Consider the following 20,418-nt stretch of genomic DNA (forward strand, 5'->3'; position numbering starts at 1 on the left):
ATTCAGCTTTGTACCACTAACAGCGGCTGCCGCCGACGCGAGACAAAAATGCCGCCTTCGGCAATTTTCTTTGCTTGTTGTTTTGCCGCAGTGACCAGCGCAGAGACGTCATGATGACTGCGGCATTGCTGTGGGTCCGGCGACACCAGCCCTACCGCTAAACTGAGTAGCGGATAAAAATGCGTGCCACCGCTGCGATCATTGGCGGCAAACCCTTTCGCTGCAAGATGTTCGGGTTCGTAATAAAACATAATCCGCTGCTGAAACTGGCTGACGATGCGGCTGCAACAAGCGGTTGCGCCGGGATTATCTTCGTCCTCCGGAAACACAATAATAAAATCATCACCGCCAATATGGCCGACAAAATCACAATGGCTGTTCACTTCCTGCTGGATCACATCCGCCAGCAACTGGATCACCAAATCGCCTTTGCTATAGCCATAAAAGTCGTTGTAAGGCTTAAAGTGATTGAGATCCAGATATGCCACCGAAAATGACTGGCTGCTTTGTAGTAGCTGATCAATATGGCGGTAAATCGGCACGTTGCCAGGCAGCATGGTCAGCGGATTGGCGTACCGTGCCAGCTGCACTTTGTTGTCGCTGACCCGTTTTAATAACTGCCGGATGGAACTGACGCCCAAATAATTACCATCGCGGGTGACGATAAAAAACCAACTTTGGTCATCATCGGCTGACGCTGACACCAATTGGCTGACTTCATCTAAAGAAGCCTGTTCATCGACAATAATCGGATTGTTATCCATGCCATCGCGCACTGGTTTTTTCTCAAATAACGAGCGGCCATAAGGCTGCGAGAATTTCTCGTACAATGCCACTTTGCTAATCAGGCCAACCGGTTTTTCACCTTCCAGCACCGCCAGACAATGCAGTTCAGGTCGTTTTTGAAATATTTCAAATACCTGACTGCTTGGCGTTTGGGCAGAGATGGCCATTTGATCCATCACCAAAGGTAAAATCGAGTCGGCATAACTGACGTTGCTACTGGCCTGACTCAGTAACAGATGATGTTGTGGATGTTTTAAAAAACCGGCGGCAGGACGGCCAAGCAAATAGCCCTGGCCCAAATCAGCACCGAGTTCGCGGCATAATAACAACTCTTCGCTGGTTTCAATGCCTTCAGCCACCACTTTAGATCCGGTCGCCTTGGCCAGCGCAATGATGTTTTTGACAAAAGCTTTTTTGGTCGGGTCGCGGTGCACTTCGTCGATAAAATAGCGGTCAATTTTGACGATCTCGGGTTTCAGTTCCGACCAGAGCTTAAGTCCGGAAAAGCCACTGCCTAAATCATCAATCGCAATTAAAAAACCTAATTCACGGTAGTGACAAACCGCAGTCAGTAATAAATTGGCGTCATCGACCTGATATTGTTCAGATAATTCAATCACCACCCGGGATGGATCCAGCCCGGATTGCTGAATAAGCTGTTTAGTGAGGCCGGTTGGGTGATCGGAAGTGAGTAATAACAGTGGATTGACGTTTAAAAACAACAAACCTTCAACTTTCGCCGCAGCAAAAGCGCTGATGCTGATTTTACGACAGAGCATTTCCAGCCGTTCCAGCAATCCAAAGGTCATGGCACTTTTAAATAATAATAACGGCGAATGCAAAGGGCTATCGGACGGCCCGCGGATCAAGGCTTCATAGCCTACCAACTCGCCGCTGGTTAAAGATAAAATCGGCTGAAACAACGGTGTCAGCAACTGCTGATCCAAAATATGCTGCAGCTCGGCCAGATGCTCATTTAACGGCATGATTAACCCTTTTCATTACCAGCTGGGCTGGCAGTACCACGAGCTTAGCTATGTAACATTCTGGTATGACACTTTTATGATAATCAGGCAGGCGGCTGATGTTCGGCGTTGAATTCAGGTTGAAAACAACAGCAAGGATCTATCGGATCATCAAGCTGAAACAATAACTTGCGATGCTTTATTGCGGCTGCAAAACACAATTGACAGCAACTGGATCAATTTTGCGATCCATGCTGCTTTTTTTTCGGGCAAAACCGAATAATTTCCTGTATATTGTCGCACTATTTTCAAACCCTAGCTTATCGAGATGACTATGTCAGCAGATTTATCCTTATACAGAAACATTGGTATCTTCGCCCACGTTGATGCCGGCAAAACCACTACTACCGAGCGTATCCTGAAACTGACCGGTAAAATCCATAAGATAGGTGAAGTTCACGAAGGTGAATCTACGACTGACTTCATGGTACAAGAAGCTGAGCGCGGTATTACTATCCAGTCAGCAGCTGTAACCTGTTTCTGGAAAGGTCACCGTTTCAACGTTATCGATACCCCGGGCCACGTTGACTTCACCGTTGAAGTTTACCGTTCTCTGAAAGTATTAGATGGTGGTATCGGTGTATTCTGTGGTTCTGGTGGTGTTGAACCTCAGTCAGAAACCAACTGGCGTTATGCCAACGACGCGAAAGTATCGCGTCTGATCTTCGTTAACAAGTTAGACCGTATCGGTGCTGACTTCATCCGCGTAACAGAACAAGTTAAGAACGTTCTGGGCGCTCAGCCACTGATCATGACTTTACCAATCGGCCGCGAAGACACTTTCGTTGGTGTGGTTGACCTGCTGACTGAAAAAGCTTACGTGTGGGATGATTCTGGCAAGCCAGAAAACTACGAAGTTATGGATATCCCAGCGGATATGGCAGATGACGTTGCGATGTACCGTGACCAGTTAGTTGAAACTGCCGTGGAACAAGACGATGACCTGTTGATGGCTTATATGGAAGGTGAACAACCGACTGTTGAACAGATCAAAGCCTGTATCCGTAAAGGTACCCGTGAATTAGCATTCTTCCCAACTTACTGTGGTTCTGCCTTCAAAAACAAAGGTATGCAGTTAGTACTGGACGCAGTTGTTGATTATTTACCATCACCAACTGAAGTAAACCCACAGCCACTAACGGACGAAGAGGGTGCTCCAAATGGCCAATTCGCCATCGTATCTGCAGATGAGCCGTTCCGCGCCTTAGCCTTCAAAATCATGGACGACCGTTTCGGCGCCCTGACCTTTATCCGGATTTACTCTGGTGTTCTGAACAAGGGTGATACCTTACTGAACTCCTTCACTGGTAAAACCGAGCGTATCGGCCGCATGGTTGAGATGAACGCGAACGACCGTACTGACCTGACCACTGCTCAGGCTGGTGACATCATCGCTTTAGTGGGTCTGAAGAACAATACGCAAACGGGTCACACCCTGTGTGATCCAAAACACGAATGTACTTTAGAACCAATGATCTTCCCAGAGCCAGTAATCTCTATCTGTGTTACACCAAAAGATAAAGGTTCTGTTGAGAAAATGAGTATCGCCATCGGTAAGATGGTGTCAGAAGATCCAACTTTCCGCGTAGAGACTGATGTTGATTCAGGCGAAACGATTCTGAAAGGTATGGGTGAACTGCACTTAGATATCAAAGTAGACATCCTGAAACGTACTTACGGTGTTGAGTTAGTTGTTGGTCAACCACAGGTTGCTTACCGCGAAACTATCACTCGTGAAGTTGAAGACAGCTACACCCACAAGAAACAATCTGGTGGTTCAGGTCAATACGGTAAGATCGACTACCGCATTCGTCCAGGTGAGCAAGCTTCAGGCTTCAAGTTCATCTCTTCTACTGTTGGTGGTAGCGTTCCAAAAGAATTCATGCCAGCCATCGAGAAAGGTTTTGCTTCGATGATGAGCACTGGTACTTTAGCAGGCTTCCCGGTATTAGACGTTGAAGTTGAAGTATTCGACGGTGGTTTCCACGCAGTTGACTCTTCAGCTATCGCGTTCGAAATCGCTGCCAAAGGCGCTTTCCGTCAGTCAATTCCAAAAGCTGGCGCACAACTGCTTGAGCCAATCATGAAAGTTGACGTGTTCACCCCAGAAGACCACGTAGGTGATGTGATCGGCGACTTAAACCGTCGTCGTGGCATGATCTCTGGTCAGGAAGCTGGTGTAACTGGCGTTCGGATCAAAGGCGATGTACCACTGTCTGAGATGTTCGGTTATATCTCTACTCTGCGTACTATGACTTCTGGTCGTGGTCAGTTCTCAATGGAATTCTCTCACTATGCACCATGTCCACAAAACGTGGCTGACGCTGTGATCCAGAAAGAAAAAGAAAAGAAAGCTGCCGCTGCTAAGAACTAATTAGCCGTTAGCTAACAAAAAAAGCCCCGCTGGTGTGAACCGCGGGGCTTTTTTTATCGGTAGGTTTGGTCAGCTAGCGCAGGAGTAATTTTCGCCAGTCTAGGTACAACAGCCATCGCACCTTTACTCGTCAGATCGACGGACAGGTAATGCTTGATCTGCCAAACCCGCTTCATTAAATAAGCGATGCACCTCAGCGGGCGCTGGACTTTTCCCGGCGAACCGCGTGACCAACTCGGGTAAGGTAGCTTGCATATCGTGCTGATGCTGTTCGATGAAGTTTCTCAACACCTCATAATAAGCGTCATCACCAAGCTGTTGTTGCAGCGCTTGCAACACGATCGGGCCTTTGCCATAAGCGATGTACTCTTGCTGCTCAAGATTCAGCAGCGAGGGTTCGGCTTGATGGGCAAAGGCACGACCACTTTGGTAACGGCGTAAGTTGTAAGCCATTAGGCTCTGCTGCATCGCTTCGCCATACATCTGCCCTAATACAGTCGCCTCAATCGCTTTGGCCATCGACTCGGTGAGCACTTTTTCCCCACGGGCGATTTTTGGCGTCAGTTTTTCGCCAAACCATTGGTGCGCGACTTCATGGATGGTATTGCGCGCGACGTTATTGATCGCGGCACCATCCTGATAATCCTGCAAAAACAGGCTTTCATTCAGTGCAACAATACCGGCAGAAGCACGGCCACCAAAGGCATGGTATGGCGGCACTTCGACTAATTTGAGCGATGGGTAGGCATAGTCGCCAAAGTTTTTTTGCATATATTTCAAAGTGACTGCGGCTGCTTTAGCTATTTCAGCAACATTGCGTTGGTGCTGAGGATGGTAGTAGATAGTAACTGGAATGCCGTCAGCACTAAAATGATGGCTGTGAAACTCCGCACTGAAATAGCCGACCACAGGGTAAACAGTCTTTGGCATCACATACTGATAGTAAGATCGCCCGCCCTGTTGCCATTGCTGCACTATCTCCCCCGATGTCAGCGCGGTTTGCGCTCTGGTGGTCGATAAGGTCGCGGAAAAAGTGCGTTTTTGGGTCGTAAGGCTTGGCATCACTGAAGTTTTTTCCGCTAAGCCATACTCCTTACGGCTAAAAGGATCGTCAATCTCCAGCATCGCCGCATAGCCCAACAATGGCTCAAACTCGCCTTGATGAAAGTAGATGCCGTTTTCCACGATGCCGCGGTCAACGGCAAAAGCTTCTGAACGCATCTGTAAGCTGTAGTCAAACCTTAAACTTGCACCTGGCGGCATCGGCTGAGCAAGTTCGAGGTGATAGCTGTGCCAGAGTCCTGCAGAACGTTGATCTTTAATACGGCCAGTTTCAATGCTGATGTTTTGTAGCGGCCGTTTAGTGGTCACTAAGATACTGCTCATCGGTTGACCAGAATGATTGGTGATCTGATTATGCGATTGGATCTGCACCAGCCGTTGCTCCGGGTAGATATCCAGCGAGACTGAAGTCTGAGTAAATTCAGGATGTGGCAAGGTCGCCAAAGCGCGATAGCTTTTTTCGTAGTCGGCCCTGGCGGCCAGTTGCTCATCGGCTGAGCTTAACTGTGTCGGTAGCGTCCACTGCAACCAGGCTGCAACGAACAGGAATACGCACATCATACTGAGGCCAGCCTTGGTTGCCAGCGCGGTGGTAGGTACCAGCCGTTCCTGGCGTAACCACCATCTCAGGGTGAATAGCGCGATGGCCAAAGCCAGACCTCCCCAATACAGCGCCAGCAGATTAAATTGCTCAAAGAAACCAGCAAAACCAGCAAACGCCGAATAGTCACGGCTTAAGTCAGGGAACTGATTCAGTTGCCAGAGGGGGGAAGCCATGCCCAAGGAAGCCGGCAACTGATCCAGGCTTACCAGAGCAGCAGCACAAACCGCGATCGCCAGATACTTGTTGGCAGCGGTTTTTTGCGCGATCAGCGTCAGGATAAACAATATCAGCACGGCCTGGTACAGGGTCGGCAGCAGAAAATAATAGCCACTGACGGCATATACATACCAGGTTATGCCTGAGCCGGTGGCGTCAGCAGCGTCTGTGAAGACTAGCTGATACAGCAGGCAAGAACCCAGCATCAACACCAACATGACAAGTGGCATGGTCATACTGCTGATCAATGTGGCGAGGTAGCTGGTGCTGGCAGGCACCGGCGTCGCCAGCAGCAATCCCGCGACCTTCAGTTCACGCTCCTGCCAGATGCTTTGGGCAATCACCAGCACTAACAGTGCTTGGGCGAACAGACTAAATGCCTCGCCAGCCTGGCGAATGAGACTCGCGCTACTGATGTATTTACCTGAAAACTCATCACTACTAAAGACGCCGGCCGCCATCAGGATGCCAATCAGCACCATGCCCCACCATAGCAGCAGTAAAATTCGGATCGGCCAATTCGCCAACAGTTGCCCACTATCAAAAGCGACTTGCCGGATCAGTGCACTCAGCCAGTAGTGCGTGGTTGAGTGCTCTTGTGGCGCCGTTGCTGGTTTGCCAGCAGGTACAACTTGTTGCCAGTTTGCGGGTTTGGCTGTTGTGGCGGTAAGTTTATCTGCAACCTGGCGCCGCGACTGAGCTCTTGTAGATGCTGATGCTGTTGCATTGCGCCATAAATAACCAAATAACAAAAGGGTGAGCGCGCCGACCCACAACCTATTGATTAGCATCGAACCACTGAGTTGCAACCACTGCTGATTTTTCTGCTGCGGTAGCCAAAACTGGGTTTGCTCAAAAAAAGCACTGGCTGCAAATGGATCCACAATCGCAAACAATCGCGTCCAGCCGGATGTCGATAATAATGACTCGCCGCTGATCGGCGCCTTGATCACGATCAGTGCTGTCCCGGCCAGGCAGACCAGCAGTAAGCTACAACAATAACTGATTTTGGCATTGCACCAGCGGGTGGTCACCGCAATCAGCAGCGCGCTTAGCAGTAAAATGTTTGGCAAAACCACCACCAGCCAGGGCCAGCCAAAATCGCTGATGTTGAGCGGCTGAATCATCGCCGGATCAGCATCCGCCAGCAGCAGAGCCACCATCATCCCCAGCATCAGACAAAAAGAAATCAGCACTGACGACAGCACAATCGTCAGCCAACGGCTCAGCAACAGCGGGCGCTTGGTCAAAGGCCCGATGATCCCGGCAAATTGATGATCCTGATCCTTCAGCAACACGCTGGTCGCTAACAAAGCCACCACAAACGCCAACAAGATCGACACCAGAATTAAAAAATAGCTGATGCGATAAGGCGAATTGAGCGCCAGCTGCGACATCCCTTCGCCAATCGGCTGGCTATTGATGAGATAACCGTAACCAAGCGCCAGCAGCGCTAACACCATGAGCACCCGCTGCTTCAGCGCAAAATAGAGTTCAAATCCAAGAAGTGATGGCATCTTGTCGTTCCTCAGGCTACTTGCGGCTGGCGAAGATCCAAGCCTGACTGTTGATGCTGTTGCAACAGGTAGAAATAGCCATCTTGCAAATCAGCTGCAGCCTGAATAAAACCGGGCGCTGGCGCCTGCGGTGCCACAACACGCACCTGACAACGGCCGCCAATAAAGCGGCTGGATAACAGCGGGAATTGTTGCTGGAACACCGGGATCTGCTGCGGTGAAATGTCGGCTTGCCACAGCTGGTTCGCCAGAGGTTCAATCAGAGTTTTCGGCGCGCCGGCAAAGCGTACTTTGCCACGTTCAAGCACCGCCATATTGCTGCACAGATCCTGAATGTCTTTCACAATATGGGTCGAGAAAATGATAATCATCGACTGGGCAATATCACATAACAAATGGTGCAGGCTGTGGCATTCCTGCGGATCAAGGCCCGCCGTCGGCTCATCCACGATTAACATCTTCGGATCGCCTAACAACGCCTGCGCAATACCAAAGCGCTGGCGCATGCCACCGGAATATTCGGCAACTGGCTGATGGCGATATTGGCTCAAATGAGTGCGCGCCAGCAGGTCGTCAATCTGTCGTTGGCGCTGTCGATGGTCGCGGACGCCTTTGAGTACCGCCAAATAGTGCAACAACTTTTCCGCCGACACCTTGGGATAAACGCCAAACTCCTGCGGCAAATAACCCAAAATGCGCCGGATAGCGTCCGGCTCTTGGCAAACATCCTTGCCATTAAATACAATGCTACCGCTATCAATGGACTGCAAGGTGGCAATACTGCGCATCAGCGACGACTTCCCCGCCCCGTTGGGGCCGAGCAAACCAAACATACCGTTGTTGAGCTCCAGACTGATATTATCCAGCGCTTTTTGATTGCCCGAATACGACTTACAAACCTGTTGAATAAGCAGATGCTGAGGATGCGTCATGTGAATTCCATGGTGATCAACTTGGGAGCACGGTATTTATCACCAATGAACCGGCGATAGCCAGAGCTCAGCCAGTGAATATGACCAACTGCCTTCAGCCGATGCTCAACCTGCAAAAATCTGCTCTGTTCAGGTTGATCCACTGCTCAGCGGGGTTTGTCCTCGAAATAATGCTGTTGCGCATAAATCTAAACGACGGCATGGAAAACCCTTGCTAAAACGCGTAGTCTCGCACTTTCAGCGAAATTGCAGCGGGCTGGAGTTTCAGAGTTGCCAACCTTTTTTACCAAGCGTCTTACCGGTCGTCTTACCGGGCGTCTTAGCGAGCGTCTTAGCGAGCGCCAGCCTCAAATCACCTTTGTCGTGCTGCTGACCGCCCTGGTCATTTGTAGCCTGCTGATTAGCTTTTACAACAGTACCGGGCTGGATATTTACCTGGTATCCAGCGTTTATATCGCCTTTGCGTACGGCCTGTTTGCGGTGCTGCTTGCGGTTAACATCATCCGGCGCCGACATGCCACAGCACCGCAAAAGTCCCAGAAACAGACTCAGGCCCAGACCCAGGTAAAAATCAGCATACCGCTCATAAACACCGCGCTGACGCTGGTGCTGGCGAGCTGTTTGTTGATGGTATTGGAAAATATTCCGCAATATCGGCTGCTTTATAATAGTGCGGCGATACTCGGCTATGCCGTGCTGCTGTTTTATGTGGTCAGTTACGTGGCAATGAAAATGCCGGTAGCCGCGGAGCTGATTGACCAGCAGCAACGTCGATTTTATCTGTGGTATGCGATCTTTTTGCTGTCGTTATTTCTTATCAGTCTGACCATGGATCAGCACGACCCCTACGGCCCGCATTTTCAGTTGCGGCTGGTCTTTTGGCTGCTATTGAGCCATCTGCTGCTCAGTTGGATTAGCCAGTTGTGGAAATTAAATCAGCAATTACGCAATGAACGCACCAATACCGAATTAATGTTGCTGAAGAGCCAAATCAACCCACATTTTTTCTTTAATACGCTGAATAACCTTTATGGCCTGGCGCGGGAGAAATCCGACCAAACGCCCGACTTGATCTTACGTTTAGCCGATCTGATGCGCTACACCATTTACCAGGGGCAGCGGGATAGCGTCAACCTGCAGCAGGAAGTGGCGTATCTACAGAATTTTATTGAGTTACAACAGGTTCGTTTTAACAAACAACTGCAAGTGATATTTAATGTCGACTTGCAGCAGGGCTTGCCACAGGAAATTCAGCTGCCGCCCTTGTTGTTTATTAACTTGCTGGAAAATGCCTATAAACACGGCGTGGAAAAGTTGGTCGATAATGCCTATGTGAACATTGACCTTCATGCTGACCACCAGCAGTTGATTTTTAGCGTCGTGAATAATTTTGACCCCGAAGAGTCAACCAACAACCCCGGTATTGGTTTAACGAATCTGCGTAAACGCCTGGCGCTGCACTACCCGGATCGGCATCTGCTACAAATCACCCAAACAGAGAACTGTTACAGCGCAACTCTTACACTGACAATGACGCTGCCCCTGACAATGTCGCTGACAGATCAACAAGCAAAGGAGCACTAACCAGCATGCCAATTCGCTATATGATCGTCGACGACGAGCCCATCGCACATCGGATCATTGAGGATTATTGCGCCGAAATCTCCAATTTAGCATTGGTGAACAACAGCTACAACGCCTTGGCAGCATTGGAGTATCTCCACAGCAATCCGGTTGATCTGATTTTTCTCGACATCAACATGCCGAAACTAAAAGGTTTTGAGTTTTTGCGCACTTTAAAGCAGCCGCCACCGGTTATTGTCACCTCCGCCCATCAAGAGTACGCAATCACCGGTTATGAATTAAATGTATGCGACTACTTGCTCAAACCCTTTAGTCTGGCGCGGTTTATCATGGCAGTGAATAAAGTCTCGGCGCCCTTTGCTGCCACGGCCAGCCAGTCAGTTCCTGTCGCACAATCAGCAAATGCTGAACCCCAAGCCATTTTTGTCAAAGGTGACAAAAAACAGCATCAGGTCTTTCTGCGGGATATTGTTTATATCGAAGCCCTTGGTAACTACTGCATTTTGCACTGTGAAAATGACAAAATTATCACCCAACAAACCATCTCCGGATTTGAAAAACAGCTTCCCAACGAGCAATTCATCCGTATTCACAAATCTTTTATCGTCGCCAAGGCCAAGGTTCAGGCTATTGAATCAGCGCAGCTACAGCTAGAGAAAAAGACCATTCCAATCGGACACACCTACAAAAAAACGCTGAGCGAATGGATTAAATAGCTTTATCTGAAATAGGACATTTAACACCTCAAAACCGGCCAAACTAACCGACTCATTTTGCGGGGACTTGCCATCTGAACAGAAAAGACAAAAAGCAAGACTTGACTTCGTTGTTCTGTTTTCCAATCTGCTGATTATATTTTTCCATTATCATTTCCGGCAACCACGAGACTAATCCCTCAGGGCTGAGGTTTTTTTCATTTAAAAACAGATGCTTGCGTAGGGCGCTACTCGCCGCGTCAGCGGCAGTACGCCAGTTGGTGATTTGATGCTAACCAGCTTGACGGCGGACTAGCCTGCGGCTGAGTCCGCCCTACATTTTTCATTTAAAAACAGATGCTTGTGCAAACAAATTGGAGGCAAGTCTTGCTTTTTACCATCTGAAAAGAAAAGGCAAAAAGCAAGACTTGTCCCTATTGTTCTTTAGGCCGGAACACGCACTCAGCTCCGAGCGAGTATTCTTGCCTTAAGCGATTGAATCTCATGCTTAAGTTCAGATTCATCAATCTCGGAAAGCTCAGGGATTTTCTCCAATGCGTATTCCCGCATTGCGATCTGGGTAGGCAAGTTACCAAAGTTTTTATCAGACACTAACTTGCGTAGCTTCTCCAGTATTTTGTTTCGCTCAGCCTGCTCTTCTGCTAGACGTTCATCCGCCAAGTTTCTATATCGCTGGTCAGCGAGAAGGCGTGCCTCTGAGAAGCATTCAACGAAGTTGATCCACCAGTCTTCAATAATTGAGAACTTCAGGCCCTTATCTCGATATGGCACCAATAAAGCGTAATGGCCAGGAATTCCAACCATCTTTTTATATTTCCCAAGCTCAGGCAATAACTTACAGAGATCAAATTCGATTTCCGCGGGTTCATTGTCATAATCTATGTACTCATTCGATCTGCCCGGAACATACGGTGAGAAAGTTGATTCGGATAGAGTCATCACACTAACGAACGCAACCTCTGCTCGAAGTGCCTTGGCCGCTTTTAGAAAGTCAGTCAACTCCCCAGCAAACTCTAGGTCAGCATGACTATCAGTAATTTCTTCCACCCGGATTACATGAAGGGCAGCACTCTCGACTTGAGACACAACTTCATCATAGGTCATTCCTAATACTCCTCGTACTTCTTGTGAGGCCGAACGCCGATCTAAGCGGCAGTTTTTAAGTTGCGGTTTTGTGGAATACTTTTGCACAGCGAAACCACGACTTACAAACTGTCCAAGGCGCGTAGCGACTGGTGCTTGAGCGAATTGTTGGACGAAGCCGCTCTGCGGCAGAGACGGACAGGACCAATTCCAACGAGTGGGCTTACGTCAATTTTCACTGAACTTTCCTTTGCACATAACGCCTTGCTAAGGGACAAACTGCGCAGCAGTTTGTCCCACGGCGGCCGCTTGCAGCCAGAGTGAACTTGAGCAATTTGTTAAGTTTTTTTACCGCAACTTACCTCTATTTGCGCGCCAAAAATACCATTTTCAGGAGGCACACCTGGAGATACGTTAAAGTGAACCGAAATTTCATCGGAGGAGCATGCTACTTTACTGCGGTAAATTGCTGCGTCCCAAGCTTGCTCTTCAGATACTTTTGACCTGCAGATGAAATAGTAGTCAGCCTTTTCTGTGACTGGCTTTTGACTGAGACACCCTATCCCACTGCTAACATCATAATCTTGAACATCTGTAAGGCTAAGATCTTGAGCCTCAGAACTTGTTGCTAGTAATAAAAAAGCGACAACACTGCTGGTAGTAATACTTTTCATAAATTTTATAGACCTTTACAGTATTTTTTCAAAAGCAAAGAACCCGCAAGACGCAAATTCTATTGCCTTCGTTCATGAATTTTACTCAGAAGAAGTTAACCTTTAACTCACACTAATTCAATCGCTTCCAAACATATTCACCAAAATAGGTAAGCGCTGGAAGGGTTCCTCACCCGCAAGACGGTGATTAAAAAACTCAATCGGAATGCTATACGTTAAAGAACGTCTTTATTGTTGATTGATAGCTACGATTTCACGATGGACATACCAATAAAAAGTGGTTGCATGTGATCTGTACACAAGCTGCTCAAGTAGAAACCTGGTATTGAGGTACTGAAATATTCCATCGCACCAAGGAAAAATTTAAATGAAAAAATTAACAGCTGTACTGTTGGCTTTGTTAGTACAGGCGGTTTTCTCGCCAGCAGCATTGGCACAGGACGGAAAAGCCGCTTTGGTGCCTTTGCCGTCGGTCGACGACTTCTCCAGAGGCGAGGATGGCTGGAGCTTTGGACTCGGCTTTGGTGTTGAATATGAAACAGCCTACGAAGGGTCTGACGAATTTGGCTTGGAAATCGAGCCTGCTGGCGGGCTGCAGTGGCGTCACGGTGACGATGTGTTCTTCTTTGCCGGTGAAGCGCTTGGCTGGCGTGGTGTTCGTGCTAATTCCTGGTTGCTGGAGGCTGTTGTTGGGTTTGATGAGGGTCGTAAAGAAAGCGATTCCGATGACGGTCGGTTAGCTGGGCTCGGTGAACAAGATGAAGGCGCTGAACTGGTGCTGCAAGCGCGTCGGGCTTTTGATGCGGATTGGCGTTATTGGCTGGTCGGTCGGGTGGTAACCGGTGGTAACGGCAACCTTGGTTTATTTGGTGTCGGGCGCCGCTTTGGCGACCAAATCGACGGCACCGGTTCTGAACTTAACGTTGTGGTGGTTGTTCACGACAGCGAATACGCCAACCACGGTTTCGGCGTCAACTCAGCCCAGGCCATTGCGTCTGGCCTTAATCAAACCAGCCTGAGTGGTGGCTTACGCTCCGTCGGGATCAATTACAATTTCCGCGATGATCTCAATGATCATTGGCAGATTTATGGCGAAGCACTGTTTGAATATTTTAGTTCTGAGGTGCGGGATAGCCCCATCGCTCGCAGTAGCTATGAAGCCGAAATAGGGGTCGGCGTTATTTACTTGTTCTAAATAGAAGTTGTGACGGACTCTGTGAATGTGAATTAGATCAATGAGTCCACCACAGCAGTCTGAGTCGTCACCACGAAAGCCGGGCGACGACTCGCTGCTCATTAGTGCGCAGCGAAAACGACCAGCCATTGCGCTCACACAACCGTTGCACGATCCCTAACCCGAGGCCATAGCCATGAGAGGTCGCTTCGGTCAGTGAGTACTGTCCGTCAGGGTGCTGGTGCAGTTGATTGGTGTTGCGTTGATTAGTAATCAGTAGCTCGGTTTCTTTAATGAGAATCGTAATCGGCCCCTGCCCGGTGTGCGTGTGCTCGAATGCATTTCGCACCAGATTATTCACCGCAATCGAAAAAGCCTGCTGATGGCCGCGGACGTAAGGGTTGTCGAGATGTTCGATTTCAACATCAACGGATTTTCGGCTCAGCAAGTGGCGCTGTAAATCGATCGCCTGCCGCACCAGCGGTGTCACTAAGAATTGCTCCTCATACAAACCGTTATCCGTTTCGCGAGCAAGGCACAAGAACATTTCAATGGTGGTTTTCATGTCGAGCGTCGCCCGCCGCACCCGATCCAGCGCCTGCACATCGGCCGCTGACAGCTCACTGTGTTCAAGTAGTTCCAGCGCGCCGGTGATAACGGTAATGGGCGTGCGTAACTCATGACTGGCGGAACTGGTAAAGTCGCGCTCCCTCGCGACAAAGGCGCTGATCCGCTCCAGCGTGCTCTCTATGGTCCGTGCCAGCACGCCAACCTCATCATCGCCAAACCGGCCCGACTCGATACGTTTGTGATCAGCGGCCGAGAGGTGTTCAAGGTCGATGTCCGCCACCGCTTTGGCGAGCTGTGCAACAGGGGCGACTGCGCGACGCATCACCACAATTCCCAGCCCAAAACCCAGCACACCAAGGGTTCCGACCAAACCTGAGATCACCAGCAGCAACCACCAATCCTCGGACGAGGCCGCCTCAATGCCAGCTACGTCGAACACCACATAGGCGTTTTGTTGTGGATTGCCGGTAGCCTGTTGTTCATTGTTGATAGCCTGCTTTTCGTTGTTGGTAGATAGCACCGCAACATGCAACTCTTCGGCTTCGAATTCGTACAATCCCGCAGCGGGGTTAGTCTGTGCCCATGCCCGCAATGCCAAGGGCAAGCTGGCAATCTCATCGTAGCTACGAAGGTTTGTCGCCAAGACCGGATAGCTGTTGGCAGCAACCTGCAGCTGTTGTGTCAACACCCGGTCTTCGCTGAGCCTGATCGCCGCAAAAAAAGCCAATCCCCAAGCCACACTGATCACAGCAACACAGGCAGCAAAAGCAAAGGCGACCCGCTGGCGTAAACTACGACGGTACATGACTAACTATCCTGTGCAATGCGATAGCCGATGCGATGCACCGTATGAATGAGTGGGCTATCAAAGGGCCTATCGATAGCCTGGCGCAGCTTGTACATATGTGAGCGCAGCGCATCACCATCGGGCAGTTCGTCCGCCCACAACAAGGTTTCCAGCGCATCGCGATCCACCACCGCCGGCGCTTCTTCCATCAATCGTTGCAGCAGTTTCATGCCCGTCGGGTTCAGCTCGACACGCCGTCCCGCGCGATGCACTTGCAGCGTGGACCTGTTCAGAGTCAACTCACCAACAGTCAGCAGGTTGTCGGTTTTGCCGTGACTGCGCCTGTAAAGCGCTTGTAACCTGGCATGCAGCTCTTGTAAGGCGAAGGGCTTGACCAAATAGTCATCAGCCCCCGCCGCAAATCCCTTCAGCTTATCGTCCAGCGTGTCGCGCGCCGTCAGCATCAGCACCGGCTTATCGATGTTGGCCTCAGCGCGTAGCTTTTTGCAGAAACTTAAGCCGTCCATCCCGGGAAGCATCAGATCCAATACAATGACGTCAAACGGATTCGTCAACACCAGGTGCATTGCGCTTACCCCGTCGTAGGCAAAATCCAGAATATAAGGATGCTTTTCCAGATAGGCGGCAATGTTTGCACAAATGTCGCGGTTATCTTCGACAATCAACACTCGGATCGGCGCTTCGCCAAGTATGCGGACCATTTGCTTCTCCCCTTTGCTACCTACTTTTTTGCTACCCACTTTTTTGCTACCTGCTTTTGCGATCAGTTCTTACCAGGCGTAATCCATTCGCAGGCCAATCAGTGGCTCGGCTTCGCTATCATCCTCCACTTCCACGCCCCGACGGTAGTCAAACTCGGTGTCGTCGCTGGACGAGGCTGACGTGACGTTGATGACATCAAGAAAGGCGGTGACATCAATAGGCCCAAATGCCCGCCGATAGTCCACGCGAAGGTTCAGCAAGCTGTAACCACTTTGCCGACCAACGTTACGCCGGGTGATCTCTTTTGAGAACCGTCGCGGTTGTCCGGGTCCCAACACGTCTGAGTGGATCACAAACTCCTGATCTGGCCTACCAGAAAGATATTTGTAGCGTCCGGCGACTTTCCAGCGGTCGTTGATTTCCCAGGTCAGCCCAAGGGTCGCGACATGCTCACGGCTGAAGTCGGCAGCCTGGTCACCACGACCGTCCTGCTGATCGATAACGATATCGTTGTAAGAATAGGTCGCGGTGGTGTAAAGACCTTCGCGAATAGTACCGTTGACCACAACATCGACGCCGTAGGAGGTGCCGTCCCCCTTGTTAGCAAAGGTACCCTTTGCCCGATCAAGGTCTACGACCAGATCGTCGAGACTTTGATAATAGGCCTCCGTTAACACCGACCAATTGTTGTCCAGGAAATATTTAAAACCAACACTACTGTGGGTGATTTTTTCGTTCTTCAGATTATTTGACGCGTTCGCGGCCAGCTCTAAAAACCGTGGCGACTGATGAAAGAGTCCTGCGGTGGCAAAATATCGCACCGTCTTACTCGGCTGCCAATTGACGCTAAACCTTGGCGACGCAAAGCTTTCATCGGCAAAACCGTCGCGTTCGAGCCGCAAGCCAGTGCCAAAATCCCAATCCCCCTGTTCAAAAACCTGGTCGACGTAACCTGCATAACTGGTTTCTTTTTGCTTGATGGCAGAGTTGATGTTACCAGGCGTTAGTACAATATAACGCTGTGCCGGGTTTGGTCTGAAATCATTGCTGTCATAGATAAATCGCTGCCAATTGCCATCTAACACCGTACTATAGTCCAGTTCAATTTGGGTGACCTGGCTACCTGCACTAAACACACCCCATTGATTTGATGTTTTATAATCGCTGCGCCAGCCTAGCTCCGTTTCCGCTTCACCGATGGTGATAATGTCCTCCCGTATTGGAAAACTAGCGGCAGGTGAACCCGGCGGGACCAGATCAGGAAATGCTTCGCCCTCAGAGCTTAACTTGTCGCTGTTGCGGTAATAAAGCTTATTGGTCCACACGGCTTTTTCACCGACCAATGATCGCAACGTCAGACCATACAAATCACTATCTTGTTTGAAATCCAGCAGCGCTGCATCTTCGAAATTCGGCGATGCAAATACATGAGTGACATCACGAACATAGTCCTCATAGGTGTCCATCAGCAGAATTTCAACCGTGTGATTTTCATTCATGGGAACGACCGACTTGACGATGATGTCTCTTAACACCGGCTCGCCAATATCCAGCTCTTCAATAGTTTCAAAAAAAGCGCCGAAATCCAGTCGCCTGGCAGAAATGAGCATCGTCGAGTCATCGGTGATCCCGGTAGGACCGTCGTAACCCACTTCATAGCCTGCTAGGTCATAGCGGAAACTGGCGGAAGGGCTTGGATTGCCATCGGCGACTTCTAATTTCAACAGCGATGCCGCCCGGCCACCATAAGCCGGCCCCCAGCCGCCGGGGGAGAACTCGGCACCGCTGATCACGTTCGGCGCGAAAATCGAGAAACGACCGCCACCACCCACATCTTCGTCTTCACCCAAGGTGGCATCAAAGTGCACCGCTTTGTCAAAGGGCAGGTCATCGACAAATAACAAATTATCTCTGGGACCACGGCCGCGCACGCTAAAGTTGGCGAATTCACCGGTGGCGGCCAGGCCAGGTAAGCCGTCCAGCGACAGCAGCGGATCGGCACCACCGCCGACTGCGCTTTGCAACGTTTCCCGGTCGAGATAACTACTTGATGCGGATGCAAAGGTATCAGCCTGCCGTGCCCGAACTTCGACGATTTCAATTGCATCTTCTTTCAGCAGTTCAAATTCAAGCTGGATATTTTTGCGCGTTACCACACGGACACTTGGCTCATACGAAGATGCGAAGCCGCCTTTAGCAACGTTCACCGAATAAAGACCCGGATCGAGCTGTGCCACGACAATACGACCCTGGTCGTCGGTTGTTAAAGTTTGCTCGGCAGCCGTTTCCCGTTTCTTGAACGTGATCTGCACATTTGCGAGTGGCCGGTCCGTATGCTGATCTTTGACGATCACCGTCAGCGCACCAGGTGCCTCAGCTGCGTGGGTAACTAGTGGCAAATTCAGCAGCAGCGCACACAGCGTCAAGGTCGATATTTGTTTGGATACTTGTCTGAATTGCCGGCTCATACTGTTATCCCTCTGAATGTCATCTGGCTAAGAGTTAACCACGGTACCTGTTTTAATTGCCTAATCATCTTGCTAACCTCCAAAAATCGACCGTATTTATTTGAAGAAACTATTTGCAGAAACGCAGGCAGGCTAGCAGAGTAAATGTGACTAAAAAGTCGCCGAAAGATCAAAGTTACAGCAGTGCACGATGCCGCCAGCCGCGTCAACTCGTGGAAAATACCGGCAACACGCAGTCAAACGCGGATAAACATGTTTTGGAAACAAAGTACACCACCACGTTTCGCCACATAAAAAATGTAATAATTTGATTGTATTGATTAATTTATTTTAGGCGTATTGTGGGATGTCTTAAAACCAGTGAATATTGTTGGTATTTCTAATGTGATGGCAATGCGTTGATGACTCGGAATTTTCGAAAGTCTCGAATACAGTTGTTCTCAGAAACCCCGCTTTGATTGAACAGCAGCGATTCAGTTTCAGAAATTTTGGTCGACCTTTGTTGGCGCAATACGACTCTCAGAGTGTGTACGAGGCCGTAGATCTGAAATCAGATAAAGTTCAGCTAAGCACGAATGGCAACACCAGCCACTTCAGTCACCGTTTTTGGCTCAGCCCGTTCAATAATTTTCACCAACACCGACTGAATCGTTTCATCTTCGCGCACATCGCTGCTGCCAGTAAATTTCTGCACCTGCGCCTCAGCACCGGCTTCCGCCAGAAAAGTCACATCCACTTCGGTGGCATAATCGGCGGTAGCACCAAAATAGGCCAATGAAATCAAAGGATAACCATCAAAACCTTTTTTCACTTGTTTTGCGATTCGTTTTTTCGCTTTATCCAGATTCATGTTTATTCCTGTGGTGGGATGGCTGAAGATCAGTGTACCTGAAAGTTTAAATTGCGACTGTGGTAACTCAGATGATCTATCGCGTCAGAAATCGTCACTGAATAGAGTTTGTATATCCATCCGTTGGTGCAACACTCTCGCGACTTCAATACCTGACGCTGAGATACGGTAGAAAATGACATGCTTGCCCGACGGAAAGCTTTTTGCACCGACATGGATTTCATCACGAGGCCTGCCCGATCCCGGATTAGCAGCCAGCGACAGCAGAGTTCGATCCAGGCTTTCCAGATATGTTCGTGCCTGATCGGAACCCCAGTTGGTAAACGTTGAGGTAGCAATTGCTCGGATATCAGCTTCTGCCAGCGGCGAAAGCTGATACTCAGCCATGAATTCCCCGATTTACCTCGTCAAAAATATCCAAAGCACTCTTTGAAGATTTCTCTCCTGCAGTTAGTTGCTCAAAACCGCGTGCAACTTCGAGCCTGAGGATCTCCAGTTGTTGCTGCTTTGCCAGATCTTTTTCAAACAGCAAACGTAAGCCATCACGGATCACTTCGCTGGCAGAGGTATATAAGCCGGAAGCAACTTTTTCATTAATCCGCTTTTCAAATTCAGAACCAAGAGTGATGTTCATTTTTTTGCCTCGCCAACCAACGCCTCCATTACAGGCATAATATGCGCATAACATGCGCAATTCAATATTTGGTTGATATGCATTTCTGCCAGCACAACGGTGTAACACCTAAGCCTCAGGGCTGTAAACTTGCAAGAAGTTCGAATGCAATTTGCCTTATTGCCGGATAAGTTGGAATGTTGTCATAACCTCTCACGGTCCCGGACTTAATTCCAACCAATGACGAGCCAGCGACCCAGCTATTGCGAAACCTGTCGTATTTCTCTTCAACTTTGGCGTCTACATGTGCACCACCATCTTTGTTCGCCATTTGCAATACAAGGTCTTGTCTTGTAAGGCTCGCATTAGGGGTTAGAAAAACAACTTCTTCCCACCAAGCATTAAAGTCTAAATATCTCTTTGAGCCCTTAGAAGGGAAATAGCGGTCATCACAAAGCGGCCAATATTTAGATTCGCCACCATGCCCATCACGTACGCCAACGTTGATTGTTTTAACCAATCCAAGTTGAATACTTTCTTTTGAATTAACGGTGTTGGTAGATAAGAATTTTCCCTCTTTCTTATGCATCAGGGTTAATAGGGATATACTATTTGGCCTGCCATCTTTCCATGTATCATGCACAAGAATACGGATTGCGA

The 20,418-nt window shown here is 49.3% G+C and carries 16 protein-coding genes; 4 read left to right on the forward strand and 12 right to left on the reverse strand.

Annotated features, from left to right (window positions below):
- Positions 1 to 2: 2 nt before the first annotated feature.
- Positions 3 to 1,772 carry a GGDEF domain-containing protein gene (locus EOE67_RS13960; protein WP_127699946.1) on the reverse strand — a complete coding sequence of 590 codons (1,770 nt, stop codon included), beginning with the start codon at positions 1,770 to 1,772 and terminating at the stop codon, positions 3 to 5.
- Positions 1,773 to 2,085: 313 nt separating this feature from the next.
- Between EOE67_RS13960 and fusA the strand changes: the two genes are divergently transcribed.
- Entirely contained in the window at positions 2,086 to 4,185 is a 2,100-nt protein-coding gene (gene fusA, locus EOE67_RS13965; protein ID WP_127699947.1) for an elongation factor G, read from the forward strand.
- A gap of 123 nt (positions 4,186 to 4,308) precedes the next feature.
- On the opposite strand, the gene EOE67_RS13970 is transcribed toward fusA, so the two are convergent.
- Both EOE67_RS13970 and EOE67_RS13975 read right to left on the reverse strand, forming a co-directional pair.
- A complete protein-coding gene (locus EOE67_RS13970) occupies positions 4,309 to 7,584 on the reverse strand; it encodes a M1 family aminopeptidase (protein ID WP_127699948.1) in 3,276 nt (1,091 codons plus the stop codon).
- An 11-nt stretch (positions 7,585 to 7,595) separates the two neighbouring features.
- On the reverse strand, positions 7,596 to 8,516 hold the full coding sequence (locus EOE67_RS13975) for an ABC transporter ATP-binding protein (RefSeq protein WP_127699949.1): 921 nt from the start codon (positions 8,514 to 8,516) through the stop codon (positions 7,596 to 7,598).
- A gap of 270 nt (positions 8,517 to 8,786) precedes the next feature.
- Here EOE67_RS13975 and EOE67_RS13980 point away from each other — a divergent pair, with 270 nt between their 5' ends.
- A complete protein-coding gene (locus tag EOE67_RS13980) occupies positions 8,787 to 10,100 on the forward strand; it encodes a sensor histidine kinase (protein ID WP_127699950.1) in 1,314 nt (437 codons plus the stop codon).
- A 5-nt stretch (positions 10,101 to 10,105) separates the two neighbouring features.
- Positions 10,106 to 10,816, forward strand: a complete 711-nt coding sequence (locus EOE67_RS13985; RefSeq protein ID WP_127699951.1) for a LytR/AlgR family response regulator transcription factor — start codon at positions 10,106 to 10,108, stop codon at positions 10,814 to 10,816.
- Between the two features lie 441 nt (positions 10,817 to 11,257).
- On the opposite strand, the gene EOE67_RS13990 is transcribed toward EOE67_RS13985, so the two are convergent.
- Complete coding sequence (locus tag EOE67_RS13990) at positions 11,258 to 11,920, reverse strand: hypothetical protein (RefSeq protein WP_127699952.1); 663 nt, start codon at positions 11,918 to 11,920, stop codon at positions 11,258 to 11,260.
- Between the two features lie 317 nt (positions 11,921 to 12,237).
- Entirely contained in the window at positions 12,238 to 12,573 is a 336-nt protein-coding gene (locus EOE67_RS13995) for a hypothetical protein (RefSeq protein ID WP_127699953.1), read from the reverse strand.
- Positions 12,574 to 12,940: 367 nt separating this feature from the next.
- On the opposite strand from EOE67_RS13995, the gene EOE67_RS14000 reads away from it, so the two are divergent.
- Positions 12,941 to 13,768: a MipA/OmpV family protein gene (locus EOE67_RS14000; RefSeq protein WP_127699954.1), complete on the forward strand. Its 828-nt coding sequence runs from the start codon at positions 12,941 to 12,943 to the stop codon at positions 13,766 to 13,768.
- 67 nt (positions 13,769 to 13,835) lie between these two features.
- Here the strand turns inward: EOE67_RS14000 and EOE67_RS14005 are convergent, their stop codons facing one another.
- The 7 genes from EOE67_RS14005 to EOE67_RS14035 all read right to left on the reverse strand — a co-directional run bounded on the left by EOE67_RS14005 (position 13,836) and on the right by EOE67_RS14035 (position 20,347).
- On the reverse strand, positions 13,836 to 15,122 hold the full coding sequence (locus tag EOE67_RS14005) for a sensor histidine kinase (protein WP_127699955.1): 1,287 nt from the start codon (positions 15,120 to 15,122) through the stop codon (positions 13,836 to 13,838).
- 2 nt (positions 15,123 to 15,124) lie between these two features.
- Positions 15,125 to 15,865 carry a response regulator transcription factor gene (locus EOE67_RS14010; RefSeq protein ID WP_476748468.1) on the reverse strand — a complete coding sequence of 247 codons (741 nt, stop codon included), beginning with the start codon at positions 15,863 to 15,865 and terminating at the stop codon, positions 15,125 to 15,127.
- A gap of 30 nt (positions 15,866 to 15,895) precedes the next feature.
- Positions 15,896 to 18,295, reverse strand: a complete 2,400-nt coding sequence (locus EOE67_RS14015; RefSeq protein ID WP_127699956.1) for a TonB-dependent receptor — start codon at positions 18,293 to 18,295, stop codon at positions 15,896 to 15,898.
- A gap of 565 nt (positions 18,296 to 18,860) precedes the next feature.
- Positions 18,861 to 19,145, reverse strand: a complete 285-nt coding sequence (locus EOE67_RS14020) for a hypothetical protein (RefSeq protein ID WP_127699957.1) — start codon at positions 19,143 to 19,145, stop codon at positions 18,861 to 18,863.
- A gap of 84 nt (positions 19,146 to 19,229) precedes the next feature.
- Entirely contained in the window at positions 19,230 to 19,532 is a 303-nt protein-coding gene (locus EOE67_RS14025; RefSeq protein ID WP_127699958.1) for a type II toxin-antitoxin system RelE/ParE family toxin, read from the reverse strand.
- Entirely contained in the window at positions 19,525 to 19,779 is a 255-nt protein-coding gene (locus tag EOE67_RS14030) for a type II toxin-antitoxin system ParD family antitoxin (protein ID WP_127699959.1), read from the reverse strand. The genes EOE67_RS14025 and EOE67_RS14030 overlap by 8 nt, the downstream gene beginning before the upstream one ends.
- A gap of 115 nt (positions 19,780 to 19,894) precedes the next feature.
- Positions 19,895 to 20,347, reverse strand: a complete 453-nt coding sequence (locus tag EOE67_RS14035) for a hypothetical protein (protein ID WP_127699960.1) — start codon at positions 20,345 to 20,347, stop codon at positions 19,895 to 19,897.
- Positions 20,348 to 20,418 lie beyond the last annotated feature (71 nt).

This window comes from Rheinheimera riviphila (genome assembly GCF_004005945.1).
Taxonomy (GTDB): Bacteria; Pseudomonadota; Gammaproteobacteria; order Enterobacterales; family Alteromonadaceae; genus Pararheinheimera; species Pararheinheimera riviphila.